Origin of the sequence: Cupriavidus cauae, from assembly GCF_008632125.1 — a bacterium.
GTDB lineage: Bacteria > Pseudomonadota > Gammaproteobacteria > Burkholderiales > Burkholderiaceae > Cupriavidus > Cupriavidus cauae.
The window spans coordinates 242,928-259,893 of sequence record NZ_VWRN01000045.1; the positions used below are offsets into that span (position 1 = coordinate 242,928).

General features: G+C 68.5%; 18 protein-coding genes. 7 read left to right on the forward strand and 11 right to left on the reverse strand.

Translation table 11 applies throughout. The features are described 5' to 3' along the window. Positions 1–38 precede the first annotated feature (38 nt). Positions 39–833 (reverse strand): crotonase/enoyl-CoA hydratase family protein, encoded by a 795-nt coding sequence (locus F1599_RS17200; protein ID WP_149316012.1) that lies wholly within the window; start codon positions 831–833, stop codon positions 39–41. A gap of 85 nt (positions 834–918) precedes the next feature. Further along, positions 919–1,893 (reverse strand): Bug family tripartite tricarboxylate transporter substrate binding protein, encoded by a 975-nt coding sequence (locus F1599_RS17205; protein WP_370639495.1) that lies wholly within the window; start codon positions 1,891–1,893, stop codon positions 919–921. 301 nt (positions 1,894–2,194) lie between these two features. Here F1599_RS17205 and F1599_RS17210 point away from each other — a divergent pair, with 301 nt between their 5' ends. From F1599_RS17210 to F1599_RS17225, 4 genes are all read left to right on the forward strand, one after another. Then, complete coding sequence (locus tag F1599_RS17210; RefSeq protein ID WP_150083878.1) at positions 2,195–3,418, forward strand: CaiB/BaiF CoA transferase family protein; 1,224 nt, start codon at positions 2,195–2,197, stop codon at positions 3,416–3,418. Between the two features lie 28 nt (positions 3,419–3,446). Then, positions 3,447–3,905 carry a MaoC family dehydratase gene (locus F1599_RS17215; RefSeq protein ID WP_149316009.1) on the forward strand — a complete coding sequence of 153 codons (459 nt, stop codon included), beginning with the start codon at positions 3,447–3,449 and terminating at the stop codon, positions 3,903–3,905. A 135-nt stretch (positions 3,906–4,040) separates the two neighbouring features. Continuing rightward, positions 4,041–5,198, forward strand: coding sequence for an acyl-CoA dehydrogenase family protein (locus tag F1599_RS17220; RefSeq protein WP_150083879.1), 1,158 nt, complete (start codon positions 4,041–4,043; stop codon positions 5,196–5,198). 106 nt (positions 5,199–5,304) lie between these two features. Then, positions 5,305–6,306 (forward strand): acyl-CoA dehydrogenase, encoded by a 1,002-nt coding sequence (locus F1599_RS17225; protein WP_150083880.1) that lies wholly within the window; start codon positions 5,305–5,307, stop codon positions 6,304–6,306. Between the two features lie 158 nt (positions 6,307–6,464). Here F1599_RS17225 and F1599_RS17230 read toward each other — a convergent pair whose 3' ends face one another. From F1599_RS17230 to phnG, 7 genes are read right to left on the reverse strand one after another with little or no spacing between them, the layout of a single operon-like run. After that, positions 6,465–7,679, reverse strand: a complete 1,215-nt coding sequence (locus F1599_RS17230) for an alpha-D-ribose 1-methylphosphonate 5-triphosphate diphosphatase (protein ID WP_150083881.1) — start codon at positions 7,677–7,679, stop codon at positions 6,465–6,467. A gap of 53 nt (positions 7,680–7,732) precedes the next feature. Then, positions 7,733–8,470 carry a phosphonate C-P lyase system protein PhnL gene (phnL, locus tag F1599_RS17235; RefSeq protein WP_150083882.1) on the reverse strand — a complete coding sequence of 246 codons (738 nt, stop codon included), beginning with the start codon at positions 8,468–8,470 and terminating at the stop codon, positions 7,733–7,735. Between the two features lie 3 nt (positions 8,471–8,473). Next, positions 8,474–9,250 (reverse strand): phosphonate C-P lyase system protein PhnK, encoded by a 777-nt coding sequence (gene phnK, locus F1599_RS17240; RefSeq protein ID WP_150083883.1) that lies wholly within the window; start codon positions 9,248–9,250, stop codon positions 8,474–8,476. After that, the gene (locus F1599_RS17245) at positions 9,247–10,188 is read right to left on the reverse strand and encodes an alpha-D-ribose 1-methylphosphonate 5-phosphate C-P-lyase PhnJ (protein WP_150083884.1); all 942 of its coding nucleotides are present in this window, start codon (positions 10,186–10,188) and stop codon (positions 9,247–9,249) included. Before F1599_RS17245 ends, phnK begins: the two co-directional genes overlap by 4 nt. Then, positions 10,185–11,369, reverse strand: a complete 1,185-nt coding sequence (locus F1599_RS17250; RefSeq protein ID WP_150083885.1) for a carbon-phosphorus lyase complex subunit PhnI — start codon at positions 11,367–11,369, stop codon at positions 10,185–10,187. The genes F1599_RS17245 and F1599_RS17250 overlap by 4 nt, the downstream gene beginning before the upstream one ends. Before the next feature lies 1 nt (position 11,370). Continuing rightward, positions 11,371–11,988, reverse strand: coding sequence for a phosphonate C-P lyase system protein PhnH (phnH, locus tag F1599_RS17255; protein WP_150083886.1), 618 nt, complete (start codon positions 11,986–11,988; stop codon positions 11,371–11,373). 1 nt (position 11,989) lies between these two features. Further along, on the reverse strand, positions 11,990–12,562 hold the full coding sequence (gene phnG, locus F1599_RS17260) for a phosphonate C-P lyase system protein PhnG (protein ID WP_150083887.1): 573 nt from the start codon (positions 12,560–12,562) through the stop codon (positions 11,990–11,992). A gap of 208 nt (positions 12,563–12,770) precedes the next feature. On the opposite strand from phnG, the gene phnF reads away from it, so the two are divergent. From phnF to phnN, 3 genes are all read left to right on the forward strand, one after another. After that, positions 12,771–13,505, forward strand: coding sequence for a phosphonate metabolism transcriptional regulator PhnF (gene phnF / locus F1599_RS17265; protein ID WP_150083888.1), 735 nt, complete (start codon positions 12,771–12,773; stop codon positions 13,503–13,505). Positions 13,506–13,610: 105 nt separating this feature from the next. Beyond that, entirely contained in the window at positions 13,611–14,336 is a 726-nt protein-coding gene (locus tag F1599_RS17270; protein WP_149315998.1) for a DUF1045 domain-containing protein, read from the forward strand. Continuing rightward, the gene (gene phnN, locus F1599_RS17275) at positions 14,333–14,932 is read left to right on the forward strand and encodes a phosphonate metabolism protein/1,5-bisphosphokinase (PRPP-forming) PhnN (RefSeq protein ID WP_150083889.1); all 600 of its coding nucleotides are present in this window, start codon (positions 14,333–14,335) and stop codon (positions 14,930–14,932) included. Before F1599_RS17270 ends, phnN begins: the two co-directional genes overlap by 4 nt. Positions 14,933–15,002: 70 nt before the next feature. On the opposite strand, the gene phnE is transcribed toward phnN, so the two are convergent. Both phnE and phnD read right to left on the reverse strand, forming a co-directional pair. Continuing rightward, the gene (gene phnE / locus F1599_RS17280) at positions 15,003–15,812 is read right to left on the reverse strand and encodes a phosphonate ABC transporter, permease protein PhnE (protein WP_150083890.1); all 810 of its coding nucleotides are present in this window, start codon (positions 15,810–15,812) and stop codon (positions 15,003–15,005) included. Positions 15,813–15,974: 162 nt separating this feature from the next. Further along, entirely contained in the window at positions 15,975–16,955 is a 981-nt protein-coding gene (gene phnD, locus F1599_RS17285) for a phosphonate ABC transporter substrate-binding protein (RefSeq protein WP_150083891.1), read from the reverse strand. Positions 16,956–16,966: the final 11 nt, after the last annotated feature.

Below are 16,966 nucleotides of genomic sequence, written 5' to 3' on the forward strand. Positions count from 1 at the left end.
GCCCACATCTTACCGATCGCCGCTGCCGCGCCCGCCGCTCAGCTTCGGGACGCCGGTTTCCGTTTCTCGAGGAAGGCCGTCACCGCCTGCCGGTGCTCCTCGGTCTGGTGGCACATCGCCTGGAAGGTCGCGGACATTTCCAGCAGCGTGTCGAGCCGCGTGTGCATCCCCTCGCGCAGCAGCCGTTTGGCCAGGCGCACCGCTTGCGGCGGATTGGCGGCAATCGCCTCGGCCAGCCGCATCGCGGTCGGCAGCAACTGGTCGGCCGGCACCACCTGGGATACCAGGTTCCATTCCAGCGCCCGCGCGGCATCGATCGGCAGGCCGGTGAAGATCATTTCGGCGGCGCGCGACAGGCCGACGATGCGCGGCAGCAGCCAGGCGCCGCCATCGCCGGGAATGATGCCCAGCCGCACGAAGCTCTCGGCGAATTGCGCGGTCTCGGATGCAATGCGCAGATCGCACATGCAGGCCAGGTCCAGTCCGGCGCCCATGGCCGGGCCGTTGACCGCGGCAATCACCGGCACCTCCAGATTGAACAGCGCCAGCGGCAGCCGCTGGATGCCGCGGCGATAGTCGCGCCGGATCTCCATGCCGGGCACCGTGCCCGACGCCTGGCGCTCCATGTCGCGGATGTCGCCGCCGGTCGAGAACACGGTGCCGGCGCCGGTCAGGATCACCGCGCGCACCGAGTCGTCGCCATCGATGCGGTCCACCGCTGCCACCAGTTCGGCCACCGCGGTGTTGCCGGTCAGCGGATTGCGGCGTGCGGGCTCGTTCAGGGTAAGGGTCACGATATGACCCTGCTGCGCATAGTCCAGGAACTGGCTCATGGTCGTCCTCGTTCGGTGGGTTGCCGCCGGCGGTCGCCGTCGCCGTGGTTGTCGTCGTCGGTGTTGGTGTCGTTGTCGGTCCGCGCTATTGCTTCGGAATGCCGGCCCGCGTCGCCGCGTCCGACCATTTGCGGATCTCCGCCAGCTGGAAGCGCCGCAGCTCGGCGGCGTTGCCGGTGAAGACATCCCAGTTGGTGCGGGCGAAGAACTCGGCGGTCTCCGGCGCGGCGTTGATTTCCAGCAGCAGCTTCTCCAGCTTCTCGACCACCGGGCGCGGCGTCTTCGCCGGCGCGAAGGCCGCGGTCCAGTTGACCATGAAATAGCCGGGGAAACCGCTCTCCTGCAGCGTAGGCGTATTCGGCTGCGTGGCCAGCCGTTTTTCGCTGGTCACGGCCAGCAGCCGCAGCTTGCCCGCCTGCAGCAGCGGCAGCACCGCGCCATAGTCGGCGAAGGCGAAATCGACCTGGCCCGCGGCGACGTCGGTCAGCGCCGGCGCCGCGCCCTTGTAGGGGACGTGGTTGGCCTTGATTTGCCCCTGCGTCAGGAACAGTTCCGTCGCGATCTGATAGGACGCGCTGCCGGCGCCGTAATTGAGCTTGCCCGGCTGCTGGCGGGCATGCGCGACCAGTTCGGCCACCGTATGGAACGGTGAGGCCGGATTGACCACCAGCGCCATCGCGCCCACGCCGAGCCGTGCGATCGGCGCCAGTTCCACGACCGGATCGTAGGGCAGCTGGCGGAACATCGCGACATTGGTCGCCACCGGCGAATTGCTGGCCAGCAGCAGCGTGTAGCCGTCAGGCTCGGCGCGGGTCACGGTCTGCACCGCGATGAAGCTGTTGCCGCCGGGCCGGTTCTCGACCACCACCGACTGGCCGGTCTTTTCCTCGAGCTTGCGGGCCACGTAGCGGGCGGTGGAATCGGTGCCGCTGCCCGGCGGAAACGACACGACGAGACGGATCGGCCGGTTCGGGTAGTCGGCTCGCGCCGGCGCGGCAACGCTCAGCGAAAGCGCGGCGAGGCAGAGGGCGGCGGCCAGCAGCCGGCCCGGGCGGGTCATCAGCATGTCTCTCTCCAGTCGGCGCCCCGTCATGGCTGCGAGGCTCGAGCGCAAGGCTAAGAGACACTTCCGCGGCGTGTCCAATATGAATTCGGCGCGAGGCGATATACAAAACTTATCGCTGCGTCGCCCATCTCGGCGCTCCTACGGGCCCACTGCGATAAACGATCGCTATCAATCGATGGCGATTCGATATTGGACGCCGCGCGTACGCCTTCACTACGCTTGCCGCATTCGCATCCCCGATCGCAGCGCAATCGCAGCGCAATCGCAGCGCAATCGCAGCCACAGGAGACCACCGGTGAAAGGCGCACTGGCACATATCAAGGTTCTGGACCTGACCCGCATTCTGGCCGGCCCCTGGGCGACGCAGAACCTCGCCGACATGGGCGCCGAAGTCATCAAGGTCGAGCGTCCGCGCGTCGGCGACGATACGCGTGCCTGGGGCCCGCCGTTCCTGAAGGACGCGGAGGGTCGGGAAACCGCCGATTCCTCGTATTTCCTCAGCGCCAATCGCGGCAAGAAGTCCATTACCGTCGATCTGGCCGCGCCCGAGGGTCAGCAGATCATCCGCGAGCTGGCGCGCGAGGCCGATGTGGTGGTGGAGAACTACAAGGTCGGCACGCTGGCGCGCTACGGCCTGGGCTACGACGACCTGCGCGCGCTCAATCCGCGCCTGGTCTACTGCTCGATCACCGGCTTCGGCCAGTCCGGCCCCTATGCCGCGCTGCCCGGCTACGACTTCGTGTTCCAGGGCATGGGCGGGCTGATGAGCATCACCGGCCTGCCGGACGGCGAGCCCGGCGGCGGGCCGATCAAATCGGGCATCGCCATCACGGACCTGCTGACGGGCATGTATGCGAGCACCGCAATCCTGGCGGCGCTGGAGCATCGCAATGTCAGCGGCGAAGGGCAGTACATCGACATGGCGCTGCTCGACTGCGTGGTGACCATCAACTCCTACCAGGCGATCAACTACTTCCTGTCCGGCAAGATCCCGCAGCGGATGGGCAACGCGCATTCGAACATGGTGCCGTACCAGGTGTTCCGCTGCCGCGAGGGCGACGTCATCGTCGCGGTCGGCAACGATGCGCAATACCGCGCGCTGTGCGAGGTGATCGGCCGCCCGGAACTCGCCACGGACCCGCGCTTCACCTCCGCCGGCCAACGCAACCGCAACCGCGACGCGCTGATTCCGCAGATCGCCGAAGCGATGCTGACGCGCACGATGACCGAGTGGGTGGAACGCATGGAGGCGGCCAACGTGCCGTGCGGGCCGATCTACAACATGCAGCAGGTGTTCGAGGACGAGCAGGTGCGCCATCGCGGCATGCAGCTGTCGCTGCCCCATGGCGCAGGCGTGCAGGCCCCGGGGCTGGCCAATCCGATCCGGCTGTCGGCCACGCCGATCCAGTACGAACGCGCCGCGCCGACGCTGGGCGAGCATACCGAGGCGGTGCTGCGCGACAAGCTCGGCTTCGACGACGCGCGACTCGACTCGCTGCGCGCCAAGGGCGTGATCTGACCCATGGACCTGAAGGCGGACTGACGTCATGCAGACCATCGGATCGCTGGACGAACTGCGCGCGGCGGTCGGCGCGCCGGCCGCGGTCAGCGGCTATTTCACGCTCGATCAGCGCACCATCGATACGTTCGCCGAACTGACGCACGACCGGCAGTGGATCCACGTCGACCCGGTGCGCGCGGCGGCCGAATCGCCGTATGGCTGCACGATCGCCCACGGGCTGCTGACGCTGTCGATGGTCACCGCCGCGTTCGGGCAGTGCTACCGCTTCCCCAATCGCAAGCTGTCGCTGAACTACGGCTTCGACCGCGTCCGCTTCACCGGCGCGGTGCCGGCCGGCTCGCGGCTGCGTGGCACCTTCGCGCTGCAGCGGATCGAGGACGTGCGGCCGGGGGAGGTGCGGTGTTTCTGGCAGGTCGAGCTGCAGGTCGAGGGCGCGGAGCGGCCGGCGATGGTGGCGACCTGGCTGATCCAGATGCGATATTGACGCCATCGAGGCCAGTGAAGCCGATCACGCCAATCACGCCAATCACGCCCCTCACGCCCCTCACGGCATCGGACGTGTGAGGCCTGGAAACCACCATGAAGCTGCCAAACATGGAACGCATCGGAGCCAGACGCAGTGTCCAGCCTTCTCGATAACTTCGTTCGTGCGAGCCTGCCGCCCGAGGCGGAGGCCTTCCGCACCGAAGTCAAACGCTTTCTCGCCGAACAGCTGCCCGATGCGCCCGCCGATCGTCGCGCGCGGTCGTGGATGGGGTTCGACGCGGCCTTCAGTCGCCGGCTGGCGGCACGCGGCTGGGTCGGCATCACGCTGCCGCCGGAGTACGGCGGCGCGGGACTCGATCCGTTTCGCCGTTTCGTGCTGGTGGAGGAGTTGCTGGCCGCCGGCGCCCCGGTCGCGGCCCACTGGATCGCCGATCGCCAGAGCGGTCCGCTGATTCTTCGCTACGGCACCGAGGCGCAGAAGCGCCGCCATCTGCCGGCCATCTGCCGCGGCGAGAGCTTCTTCTGCATCGGCATGAGCGAGCCCAACTCGGGGTCCGATCTGGCCAGCGTGCGCAGCCGCGCGACCCGCACGGCCGGGGGCTGGACGCTGAACGGCCAGAAGATCTGGACCACCAATGCCCCGCACTGCCAGTACATGATCGCGCTGGTGCGCACCTCCGGCGTGCTGGAGGACAAGCAGAAAGGGCTGTCGCAGTTCATCGTCGACCTGTCGTTGCCCGGCGTCACCGTGCGGCCGATCGAGGACCTGACCGGCGACGCGCATTTCGCCGAGGTCGTATTCGACAACGTGCCGCTGGACGACGATGCGCTGATCGGCAACGAGGGCAGCGGCTGGGAACAGGTCAATGCCGAACTCGCCTTCGAGCGCAGCGGTCCGGAACGGATCTACTCGAGCGTGGTGCTGCTGGACCTGTGGGCGGCGCGCCTTCGCCGCGATGGCGCCACGCCGGAACAGCAGGCGCTGCTGGGCCGCTTCTGCTCGCAGCTGGCCACGCTGCGGCAGATGTCGATCGCGGTGACCGCGCGGCTGGCGGCCGGCGAAAGCCCCGTGGCGGAGGCCGCGTTGGTCAAGGACCTGGGCACGACGCTGGAGCAGCAGATTCCGGCCGCGTTCGAGGCCGTCATCGCCGGCGATACGCGCACCCTTGCCGACGCGGAGTTGTATCGCACCGTGAGCTATCTGAGCCAGATCTCGCCGACGTTCTCGCTGCGCGGCGGCACGCGGGAAATCCTGCGCGGGATGATTGCCCGCAGCCTGGGACTACGCTAGGGCGTTAGGGCGTTAGGGCGTTAGGGCGTTGGAGCGTTAGGGCGTTAGAGCGCTAGGGCATTGACGCGTCAGGGCGCGAGGACGCCAGGCGCGAGGAGAGACCACCATGTTCGTCGAAGCGATCGAATCGATTCTGCAGGATGCCTGCACGAGCGCCGCGGTGCGGGCCATCGAGGACGGCGGCAGCCCGCGGGGGCTATGGGACGCCATCGCGGATGCCGGATTCGTGGAGCTGCTCATGCCCGAGCAGGACGGCGGCGCCGGCCTGGCACTGTCCGAGCTCGCGCCCGTGCTGATTGCCATGGGGCGCCATCCGCTGCCGGTGCCGCTGGCGCAGTCGGTGGCTGCGCGGGGGCTGTTGCGCCGAGCCGGGCTGACGGTCCCGCCGGGAATGATCACGCTGGCACAGGCCGGCGCACGCGAAGCCGATGGCGGGTTGGTGTGCCCGATCACGCCGTACGGTGCGATCGCCGACCACGTGGTGCTGGGCCTCGACGACGGGCTGTTGCTGCTCGATGCCGGCGCGGCGAGCCGTATTGCCACCGGCGTGCACCGCGACCAGGCCGCGACGCTGCGCTGGCCGGCGCAGTCGGTGCCCGAGCCCGTGCCGGCCTCCGGTGCCGACGTCGGGGCATGGGGCGCGGCGCTGCATGCCGCGCTGATCGCCGGCGCCGCGCGTCGGGTGTTCGATCTCACGCTGCAATACTGCAATGACCGCACGCAGTTCGGCCGCGCGATCGGCAAATTCCAGGCGGTGCAGCACCAGCTCAGCGTGATGGCCGAACTGGTGGCTGCCAGCCATATCGCCGCGCAGATCGCCTTTGCCGGCGATGGCGACCAGCCCGACCGCGTTGCCGCGGCCGTGGCGAAGGCTCGCACCAGCGAGGCCGCCGCGAGCATCGCCGCCGCCGCGCACGCCTTGCACGGCGCGATCGGCATCACCGAGGAATACGATCTGCAGCTGCTGAGCCGGCGGCTGCATCAATGGCGGATGGCCCACGGCTCCGAGGCGTTCTGGGAGCCGGTGGTTGGCGCGGCCTGCCTGGCGTCCGGACACGCCACGGTGGTGGACTTCATTCGTGCGGTGACGGACTGCCCCGCACACTGACGTCGCCGCCGACCGCCGACCGCCGACCGCCGACCGCCGACCGCCGACCGCCGACCGCCGACCGCCGACTGCCGACCGCCGACCGCCGACCGCCAGCAGCCAGCAGCCGGCAGCCAGCCACCGTCAGCCGCGAGCCAGCGTGCGGGCGCGGCCTCCAATCACACCGCTTCGAACACCTTCTCTCGCATCGCTGGCCGCCCGGCGCTGCCGGGCAATGCCCGATACCCAGCCGCGAACACCAGCCGGCCTGCCGACCACGTATGCGTGATCATCGGCTGCCCGGCTACATGGGCCACTGCAGTCACGTCCGCACGCAAGCCCGGCGCCAGGCGGCCCCGATCGTGCAACAGGCACGCGTCCGCGGGATTGGCGGTGACCAGCGCAGCCGCCTCGTTCAGCGGCAACTCGGCCAGGCGAGCCGCGGCAAACGCGGCGGCGATCAGCGTCGACGGCTGGTAGTCGGAACACAGGATATGGCCGACGCCGGCCTGGATCGCATCGATCGCGCGCATCGAGCCGCTCTGGCTGCGGCCACGCAGCACGTTGGGCGCACCGAAGATCGTCGGCAAGGCCTGTGCGGCGGCCGCCTGTGCGGTGTCGAGGTTGATTGGAAACTCGCTCATCCGCACGCCGAGGGCCTGCATCGCCGCGATCCGCTGCGGCGAATCGTCGTCGTGGCTGGCCGTCGGCACGCCGAGTTCATGCGCGCGGGACAGCAGCCGGCGCACCCGGTCGTGCGCACCGTCGCGCTGCTCGGCCTTCTTCGCCGCGGCGTCCGCCGCTTCCTCGCGGCTCATGCCATGGTTGCCGACCATGTAGGCGAGGTACGCGTCGAGGGTCTTGAACTGGCCTTGTCCCGGCGAATGGTCCATCACCGACAGCAGGTCGACGACGCCCTCCAGCATCAGCATCTCGAGCACCGGCACCGCGGCCGGATCGGTGACCTCATAGCGGCAGTGGATGCGGTTGTCGACCAGGCTGTGGTCGCGATACGCCGCCACCGTGCGCACCAGCGCGGCGGCGGTGTCGTTGTTGCGCACGCCGAACTGATTGTTGGCGAAGGACAGCGCATGGTAGGGCGTGGTGATGCCGGCCGCCGCATTGCGCCGGTCCACCTGTGCCACGGCGAAGTCCATCGGGAACAGCACGTTGGCGCGCGGTTCCACTTCCTTCTCGATCGCGTCGCAATGGACGTCGATCAGGCCGGGCATCACCGTGTGTCCGGGCAGCGCCATCACGTTGGCCAGCGCCGGCACCGTGGCCGGGTCGGGTTCGATGGCGGCGATACGCCCGTCTTCGATCAGCAGCGCGCTGTCTTGCAGCACGCGGTCGGGCAGCACCAGGGTGACGTGCGTCAGGTAAGTGGCGGACATGTCCGGCTCCGTGTTGGTTCGGCTAGGGTGCGGATAGGGTTGGTGGCCGCGAATCACGCGATCGCGGTGGCCGGCTGCAACGGCAGCAGGCGCGTGGCGACCGCATCGCGGACCGCTTCGTCGTGGAAGATGCCGATCAGGCAGCGGCCCTCGGCAAGCGCCTCGCGGATCAGCGCGATGACGACGGCGCGGTTGTCGGCATCAAGGGAGGCGGTGGGCTCGTCGAGCAGCAGGATCGGGTGGCCGCCGATCAGGCCGCGCGCGATATTGACGCGCTGCTGTTCGCCGCCGGAGAAGGTCGCCGGCGGCAGCTCCCACAGTCGGCGCGGCAGGTTCAGGCGTTCCAGCAGCGCCGCGGCGCGCGCGCGGGCCACGTTGCGGTCGACGCCGCGCTGCTGCAGCGGCTCGGCCACGACGTCGAGCGCGCCGACACGCGGAATCGCGCGCAGGAACTGGCTGACGTAGCCGATCACGTCGCGGCGCAGCCTCAGCACACGTTGCTCCGGCGCGTTGGTCAGCTCGACCCAGGGTGCGCCTTCCGCGCTGGTATCGCGCAACCGGATACTGCCTTTGGTGGCCAGGTAGTTGCCGTACAGGCATCGCAGCAAGGTGCTCTTGCCGGTGCCGGACCGTCCGGACAGCACCAGGCATTCGCCGCGCGCCGCCTCGAAATCGACCGACTGCAGCACCGGCAGCCGGATGCCGCCCTGGTTGTGCAAGGTGAACATCTTGCCGAGGCCGCGGACCTCGATCAGCGTCTGTGCATGCTCTGCCTGCTGTGCTTGGCTCATGGTTCAACCCTGCAGAATGGAAGAGACCAGCAGCTGCGTATACGGATGCTGCGGGTCGTCGAGGATCTGGTCGGTCAGCCCTTGCTCGACCACGCGCCCGCCCTGCATCACCAGCGTGCGGTGGGCCAGCAGCCGCGCGACGGCGAGGTCGTGGGTCACCAGGATGGCGGCGAGGTCGAGGTCCGATACCAGCCGGCGCAGCAGGTCGAGCAAGCGCGCCTGTACCGAGACGTCGAGCGAGGCCGTGGGCTCGTCCATGAAGACCAGGCGCGGATGCGTGACCAGATTGCGTGCGATCTGCAGGCGCTGCTGCATGCCGCCGGAGAAGGCATGGGGCGTGTCGTCCAGCCGCGCCAGATCGATCTCCATCTTTTCCAGCCAGGCGCCCGCGATCTCGCGCAGCTCGCCGTAGTGGCGTTGTCCGACCGCCATCAGCCGCTCGGCGATATTGGCGCCGGCGCTGACCTGCATGCGCAGGCCGTCGCGGGCATGCTGGTGCACGAAGCCCCAGTCGGTACGCGCCAGCAGGCGCAGGCGTGCGCTCGACAGCGTGGCGAGATCCGTCAGGCCGGACTCGCGCATGTCGTAGCTGACGGTGCCGCGCTGCGCCGGCGCCTGCATCGACAGGGCCTGCAGCAGCGTGCTCTTGCCCGAGCCGGATTCCCCGACGATGCACAGCACTTCGCCGGGATACAGATCGAAGCTGACGTCATGACAGCCATGGACGCCGTCCCAGGTGCGCGTCAGCCCGCGCACCGACAGCAATGGCGTCGCGCTCATCGCACACCTCCCGCGGCCGGATCGGCGGCCTCGGCGGCCTCGGTGGCTTCGGCTGCCTTGATGGTCTGTTGTGCCTGGCGATCGGCGCAGTACTCGGTGTCCGAGCAGACGAACATACGCGTACCGGCGTCGTCGGTGATGATCTCGTCCAGGTAGCTGTCGGTGGCGCCGCACTGCGCGCAGCAGCTCGACCACTTCTCGACCGTGAAGGGATGGTCGGCAAAGTCCAGGCTCTTGACCGAGGTGTAGGGCGGCACCGCGTACACGCGCTTCTCGCGGCCGGCACCGAACAACATCAGGGCCGGGTTGCGGTCCAGCTTGGGGTTGTCGAACTTGGGGATCGGCGAGGGCCGCATCATGTAGCGCTGGTTGACGATGACCGGATAGTCGTAGGTCGTGGCGATATGGCCGTGACGGGCGATATCTTCGTAGAGCTTGACGTGCATGGCACCGTATTCCGCCAGCGCATGCATCGTGCGCGTCTCGGTCTCGCTCGGCTCCAGCCAGCGCAGCGGCTCGGGGATCGGCACCTGGAACACCATGGTCTGCCCTTCGCGCAGCGGCGTTTCCGGAACGCGATGGCGGGTCTGGATGATGCTGGCCTCGGCGGTGCGCTCCGTGGTGCGTACGCCGGTCACCCGGCCGAAGAAGCGGCGGATGTTGATGGCATTGGTGGTGTCGTCCGAGCCCTGGTCGATGACCTTGAGCACATCCTGCCGGCCGATGATGGCGGCGGTGACCTGGATGCCGCCGGTGCCCCAGCCATAGGGCAGCGGCATCTCGCGGCTGCCGAACGGGACCTGGTAGCCGGGAATCGCCACCGCCTTCAGCAGGGCGCGGCGCAGCATGCGCTTGGTCGATTCGTCGAGGTAGCCGAAGTTGTAGTGCGCGTCGCGCGTGGTGACTTCCGCGGAGAGCGGGGCGATGGCGGCGGTCATGCGACGCTCTCCTCCTGGGGCTGGCACTGCGGTGCGGTCTCGTCGCGGTCGGTGGCGCGGGCGGAAGGGGCTGCCGTTCGTGTATCGGCGGCCGGTTCGGCCGCTTGCCGCTGCGCACGCAGCCGGCGCAGCAGTTCGAGATTGGTCTGGAAGTCCACGTAGTGCGGCAGCTTCAGATGCTGGACGAAGCCCGAGGCCTCGACGTTGTCGCTGTGGTACAGCATGAATTCGATGTCGTTGGCGGGGTTGTCGGCGGCCTCGCCGAGGTCCGCGGCGCGCATCGCCCGATCGACCAGCGCCATCGACATCGCCTTGCGCTCGTTGTAGCCGAATACCAGGCCATAGCCGCGGGTAAAGCAGGGCGCTTCCTTGGCGTTGCCGGCGAAGTCGTTGATCATCTGGCATTCGGTCAGTTCGATCTCGCCGATGGTCACGGCAAAGCCCAGTTCCTCGACGAACAGCTCGACCTCCGCGGTGCCATAGCGAATCTCGGCGGCAAACGGATGCGAATTGCCGTATCCGCGTTGCGTCGAATAGCCCATCGACAGCAGGAAGCCTTCGTCGGCCCGCGCCAGGTTCTGCAGACGGGCCGCGCGGCTGGCCGGGAAGGTCAGCGGCTCGCGGGTCAGGTCGGCTGGAGCGGGATCGCCCGGCGGAATGGGCTCGGCCTCGACCAGGCCGTCTGCTTGCAGCAGGTCGGTTACGCGCGGCATCGTTTGAACTTCCTCTGCCGTGTCCGTGATCGGCGGGGCGATGCACGCCTGCGGAGCGCTATCGGCTTCGAGCGAGAAGTCCAGCAGGCGCTGCGTATAGTCGTAGGTCGGCCCGAGGACCTGTCCGCCCGGCACGTCCTTGAAGGTCGACGAGATTCGCCGGCGCAGCCGCATCGCGCCGGTATCGAGCGGCAGCGTGTAGCCGAAGCGCGCCAGCGTGGTGCGATACGCGCGCAGCAGGAACACCGCCTCGATTTGGTCGCCGGCGGCCTGCTTCAATGCCAGCGCGGCGAGATGCGGATCGTACAGCGAGCCCTCGGCCATCACGCGGGAGATGGCGAGCGGCATCTGCTCGCGGATCTGGGCCAGCGTCAGCTCCGGCACCGCAGGATCGCCGCGGCGATACGCGTCGACCATGCGGTACGAATTCAGGATGGCGCGTTCTCCGCCCTTGACTGCGACGTACATGTCAGTCCTCCACCAGTGTGGTGCGCGGCAACGCGCAGATCCGTTCGCCGGCGGTCAGCAGCAGGTCCACGCCCAACGGAAAGCCGGCATGGTTGGCCTGCCGTTGCCGGCGGAAGTCTTCGGGCAGGCCGGCTACACGCAGCGTGCGCGTGGTCTCGATGCCGGGGCCGCGCAGCGTCAGCATGCTGCCTTCGTCGAGCGAAGCGACCTCGACGATCAGCGTGGCCGAGCGGTCGGGAAAGGCAGGATCGCCCTGCGCGCAGCCCCGCAGCGCCGGCATGTCATGGCCGGCCGGTACGCAGACGAACTGCGCGGCGGCGACATCGTCGACCAGCGGGCAGCCGCAGTGAAAGCGCAGGAACGCGCCGGCCGACGCGGCCATGTCGGCCGGCAACCAGACCGGCGTATCGGGATCGGCGAGCGTCAGCAGCAGGGCGGTCATCGCGGGAGACAGACCGTCTGGCACACCGCAATCCGCCGTCAGCGCTTCGATGCGGCCCGGATGGGCGAACGCCTGCAGCGTCGCGCGAAAGACCACCTGCGCGTCGTCGACGGGATGATCGAAGCCGGGCAGCAGCGACGCGGTGGATTGGCTCGGCATGGAATGCAGGGTCGGCATCTCAGTCCTCTCCGCGGGCCATCGTGAAGAATTCGACGCGGGTCTGCGCGGCTGCGGCCGCCTGCGCCGCGTCGCGTTCGGCCAGCGTGCGCGCCAGCGGTTCGAGCACGATCTGCTGGACGCGAGCGTGCCATTCCGGCCGCTGCAGCAGCGCGTCCAGCACGGCCGCCTGTTCGACATGGCGGGGACAGCGGCCCATGACATAGGCCACGCCGGCGATCGCCGCCTCTTCGGTCGGCGTCGGGCCCGGTTCCAGCACCACCGCGCAGCGCGTCACGGTCATCTCGCCGAGGTTGAACTGCGCACCGGTGCCGCCGGTACGCCCGCGCACCATCGCCATGCCGGACTCCGGCTTGCGCAGCAGGCGGTAGGCGGGCAGCGGTCCCTGCTGGCCCAGCCGCCGGTAGGCGCCATCGAGGGTTTCGGTATCTGCCAGCGCCAGGATCCGCAGCCATGCGGCCCGTGACGCGTCGGCGCTGTCGCCGATGTCGCCGGTTTGGCCGACTTCACCGATTTGGCCGCCTCTCTGGCCGTGTTCGCCGCGCTCGCCGTGTTCGCCGATCTTGCCTTTCATCGTCATCCCTATACGTCTATACGTTTAGATGTCAGCTGCAACAACACGGCGCTACTAGACCACGGCGGCATGACTGTTTGATGACGAGCCCGAATCGTGATCGGGCACCTCGCACGAGTGCATGCGGCTCGGGCACAATCGCACGATGCGATGGCTGCTGAATGACAGCGCGCAATGACAGCGCGCAATGACAAGAGGAATCAGGACGATGTCGGAACGAGAAGTCGAACGGGGCTCGGGCGTCGCGGTATGGCGCCAGATCGGGGAGGCGCTGGCCGATGACATCCGCAAGAAGCTGTACGGGCCCGGCGAGCAGCTGCCGCCGGAGTCCGAGCTGGCGATGCGCTTCGCCGTCAATCGCCATACCGTGCGGCGGGCCATGAGCGAACTCGAGCAAAGCGGCCTGGTGCGGATCGAGCAGGGCCGCGGCACCTTCGTGCAGGAGCATGCGATCGACTACGCGATCGCGCGGCGTACCCGTTTCTCGCAGAATCTCGCCGCGCAAGGCATACGCGGCCATGTCGAATTCGTCGGCAGCCATGTCAGCCGCCTGCCCGAGGTCGCCCGGCATCTGGGGATCGCGCGCACGGCGCCGGTGCTGCATGTGCAGATGGTCGGCAAGGCCGAAGGCCGCCCCATCGACGTGGCCGAACACTACTTCGATTACCAGCGCTTCCCGGAGCTGGAGGATCAACTGCGCGACCAGCGCTCGATCTCGCGCGCCCTCGCGCAATGCGGCATCGCCGACTACACTCGCAAGTGGTCGCGCATCACGGCGGCGCTGCCCAGCGCGCCGGTCGCGCGGCTGCTGAACCAGCCGAAAACCAGGCCCGTGCTGCAGGTCGAGGCGCTGAACGTCGATATCGACGGCGCGCCGGTGCAGTACAGCATCACGCGGTTCGCCGGCGACTGGGTTCAGCTGACCGTATCGGATAACGACTGATCCGCGGCGCGCGGGACGGCCTGGCTTGTCGATTGGTCTAGACATCCGCCTGTCACCTTGCCGCGCTAGCCTGCCGCTTCGACCTACCGACCGACTGACACCAACATGCCGGCGCATCGATACGCCATTTACCTGGCTCCCAACGAGCCGTTCCGGACCTTCGGCCAGCACTGGCTGGGCCGCGACGCCGATACCGGCGAGCCGTCGCCGCCGCCGCGCGAGATGGCCGCGCGTCCCGCCGAGTGGGTCGAGGCGCCGGCCCATTACGGCCTGCACGCCACGCTGAAGCCGCCGTTCCGCCTCGCCGAAGGGACCGGGCCCGCGATGCTGGACGACGCCATGCGCGAGTTTGCCGGCACTCGTACTCCGTTCGACGTTCCGCTGACGCTGCGCGCGCTGCGCGGCTTCCTGGCGTGGTGCCTTGCCGACGAGCCGGAAGCCATACGCGCCGTGCATCAGCTGGCCGACGCCAGCGTGCGGGACATGGACCGATTCCGCGCGCCGCCCACGCCGGACGAGATCGCGCGGCGCAAGCCGGAGCGGTTGTCCCCGCTGGAGCGGCAGATGCTGCGCGACTGGGGCTATCCCTATCTGTTCGACGCCTTCACCTTCCATATCACGCTGACCGGCATGCTGGACGCCGAGCGGCAGGCCGCGGCGTTGGCCCAACTGTCGTCGGCGGCCGGCACGCTGCTCGACACGCCGCTCCGTGTGGACAGCGTCAGCGTGTTCGTGCAGCCCGAGCCCGGGGCCGATTTCGTGGCGGCGCGCCACTATGGCTTCGATGGACGAACCCGCGATGGCGCCGGCGCGGCGTACCTGCCGGCATGAGCGCGCCGCATCGCCTTGACGGCACTGGCCTGTTCTATCTGATGGGGCCTTCTGGCAGCGGGAAGGATTCGCTGCTGCGCGCGCTGCGCGAGCGCCTGGGCGGCGACGACCGGCTGGTCGTGGCGCACCGCTATATCACGCGTCCCGCGGATGCCAACGAGGCCTCCGTCGCGCTGACGACGGAGGAGTTCCAGCGCCGCGTCGCGCTGGGTTGCATGGCGATGCACTGGCACAGCCATGGCCTGCACTACGGCATCGGCATCGAGATCGAGCAATGGCTCCAGCGCGGCATCAAGGTCGTGGTCAACGGCTCGCGCGAGTACCTGCCGCAGGCGGTGGCGCGCTATCCGAAGCTGTGCGCGCTCCATGTGCGCGTGTCGCCGGCCGCGCTGGCCGCACGCTTGCGTCAGCGCGGCCGGGAGTCGGAGGAGGCGATCGCACGGCGTCTGGCGCGTGCCACCGCTGCGTTCGATGTGCCGGCCGGTTGCCGACTTGTCGAGATCGACAACAGCGGGGCGCTGCAAGCCGCCGTCGAGGCGTTGGCAAAGGCCATCGGCATGACGCCGGCCACCAGTCGGGCCGGCGAACTGACCTGACGCCCCGCCGGGCGACTCGCTTGAGTACCCGCCTTGCGACGCGCCTGATCGCCGGCTTGGCGACTCGTCCTCAGACCAGCACCTTGCGGATCTGCGCGGACAGCACGTCGATCACCGTCACGAAGGCGATGATCAGCAGCATCACCGCGCAGGTCTGTGCGTACTGGAAGCTGCGGATGATCTCCCACAGCACGGTGCCGATGCCGCCGGCGCCGACGATGCCGACCACCGAGGCCGAGCGGACATTGGACTCGAAGCGGTAGAGCGCAAACGACAGCCACAGCGGCAGCACCTGCGGGATCACGCCATAGACGATCTCTTCCAGCCGGCCCGCACCGGTGGCGCGCACGCCCTCGACCGGACGCGGATCGATGGCCTCGACCGCCTCGGCGAACAGCTTGGCCAGCACGCCCGTGGTGTGGATCCAGATGGCCAGCACGCCGGCGAACGGACCGAGGCCGACGGCCACGATAAACAGCATCGCGAACACCATCTCGTTGATGGCGCGCGAGGCGTCCATCAGGCGCCGCGCCGGCTGGTAGACCCAGGCCGGCACGATATTGGTCGAACACAGCAGGCCCAGCGGCACCGCCACCGCGACCGCCAGCGCGGTGCCCCAGACGGCGATCTGCACGGTGACGAGCATCTCGTCGAGATAGTGGCGCCAGTCGCGGAAGTCGGGCGGGAAGAAGTCGGCGGCGAACTGCGCCATATTGCCGGAATCGCGCAGCAGATCCAGCGGGCGCATGTCGGCGCCTTGCCAGGACAGGGCCAGCATGGCGAGCACGATGGCCCAGACGAGCATCGCGTAAAGGGAGGTGCGCGGCGGCCGGCCGCTCGCTTGCGGTGAAGGCAGGCCGGGCTTGGCGGTGGCGGTCATGAGGGGAATCCGTAGAAGGCAAGGGGCAGGGCCGTGCACGTCGCAAGCCCTGCGGTATATCCGACGATCGGCAATGACTGCGCGACGATTGCCCGATGATTGCGCGCTTGCTGCACGGTCACCGCGCAATCACCGAACCATCACTGCACGGTCACTGCACAATCACTGCGTGCCGACGGCCTTGTCGAGCTCGGCCAGGCGGCGCGACACATCGGCCAGGCGCTTCTCCTTGTCGGCCGCGGCCAGCGTGCCGTCCGACTCGATGCGAGCCTTCTCCTTGGCCAGCTCGATCTGGCGGATCGGCACCAGCTGCGCATCGCTGGAGGGGCGGAAGCCCTGGTAGGTCAGCGTGGCGAGCACCTGCTTCTCGCGCGCGGCGTCGGCGCCCTTGCCGTAGTTGACGAAGAAGGTCTGGATCTTCTGCTTCATGTCGGCCGGCAGGTCCTTGCGATACACCATCGGATCGGCCGGAATCAGCGGCGATTTCCACAGCACGCGCAGCTGGTCATAGGGATTCTTGCCGGTGTTGACGCGATAGCGCCCGAGGTTTTCGGTATTGTTCACCGCGACATCGACCTGCTTGTTCAGCACCGACAGCAGGTTCGCCTCGTGGTTGCCGATGCGCACGGCCTTGAACAGCGTCTTCGGTTCCACCTTGTTGGCGGCCCACAGGTAGTAGCCGGGGACCAGCGTGCCGGAGGTCGAATTCGGATCGCCGGCGCCGTAGGACAGCTCCTTGCCGCGCTTGATCACGTCCTCGACCGACTTCAGGTCGCTGTCCTTGCTGACGATCAGCAGCGACCAGTAGCCGGGATTGCCGTCCTTGTCGACCACCGAGGCAAACACCTCGCCGTTGGCGCGATCGACCGCCTCCATCGCCGACTTGTTGCCGAACCAGGCGATCTGCACCTTGTTGAAGCGCATGCCCTCGATGATGCCGGCATAGTCCGACGCGAAGAACGGCTTGACCGGCACGCCGAGCGCCTTGCTCAGATCGTCGATCAGCGGCTGCCACGCGGTCTTCAGGTTGGACGACGACTCGGTCGAGATGAAGCCGATGCTCAGCGGCCTGGCGTCCTGCGCCAGGGCAGGGGCGGCGGCAATCGCGGAGGTAATCAGGGCAAGGAAGGTTCTGCGAAGCATGGGTGACTCCG

Bases quoted from the DNA above. Each gene is read 5' to 3' on its own strand.
- phnG (WP_150083887.1), bottom strand. From the start codon at position 12,562: ATGAAAGGCAAGATCGGCGAACACGGCGAGCGCGGCGAACACGGCCAG.
- phnK (WP_150083883.1), bottom strand. From the start codon at position 9,250: ATGAGCGCGACGCCATTGCTGTCGGTGCGCGGGCTGACGCGCACCTGG.
- F1599_RS17270 (WP_149315998.1), top strand. From the start codon at position 13,611: ATGCCGGCGCATCGATACGCCATTTACCTGGCTCCCAACGAGCCGTTC.
- F1599_RS17215 (WP_149316009.1), top strand. From the start codon at position 3,447: ATGCAGACCATCGGATCGCTGGACGAACTGCGCGCGGCGGTCGGCGCG.
- phnE (WP_150083890.1), bottom strand. From the start codon at position 15,812: ATGACCGCCACCGCCAAGCCCGGCCTGCCTTCACCGCAAGCGAGCGGC.
- F1599_RS17225 (WP_150083880.1), top strand. From the start codon at position 5,305: ATGTTCGTCGAAGCGATCGAATCGATTCTGCAGGATGCCTGCACGAGC.
- F1599_RS17250 (WP_150083885.1), bottom strand. From the start codon at position 11,369: ATGTACGTCGCAGTCAAGGGCGGAGAACGCGCCATCCTGAATTCGTAC.
- phnL (WP_150083882.1), bottom strand. From the start codon at position 8,470: ATGAGCCAAGCACAGCAGGCAGAGCATGCACAGACGCTGATCGAGGTC.
- F1599_RS17245 (WP_150083884.1), bottom strand. From the start codon at position 10,188: ATGACCGCCGCCATCGCCCCGCTCTCCGCGGAAGTCACCACGCGCGAC.
- F1599_RS17230 (WP_150083881.1), bottom strand. From the start codon at position 7,679: ATGTCCGCCACTTACCTGACGCACGTCACCCTGGTGCTGCCCGACCGC.
- phnN (WP_150083889.1), top strand. From the start codon at position 14,333: ATGAGCGCGCCGCATCGCCTTGACGGCACTGGCCTGTTCTATCTGATG.
- phnF (WP_150083888.1), top strand. From the start codon at position 12,771: ATGTCGGAACGAGAAGTCGAACGGGGCTCGGGCGTCGCGGTATGGCGC.
- phnD (WP_150083891.1), bottom strand. From the start codon at position 16,955: ATGCTTCGCAGAACCTTCCTTGCCCTGATTACCTCCGCGATTGCCGCC.
- phnH (WP_150083886.1), bottom strand. From the start codon at position 11,988: ATGCCGACCCTGCATTCCATGCCGAGCCAATCCACCGCGTCGCTGCTG.
- F1599_RS17200 (WP_149316012.1), bottom strand. From the start codon at position 833: ATGAGCCAGTTCCTGGACTATGCGCAGCAGGGTCATATCGTGACCCTT.
- F1599_RS17205 (WP_370639495.1), bottom strand. From the start codon at position 1,893: ATGACCCGCCCGGGCCGGCTGCTGGCCGCCGCCCTCTGCCTCGCCGCG.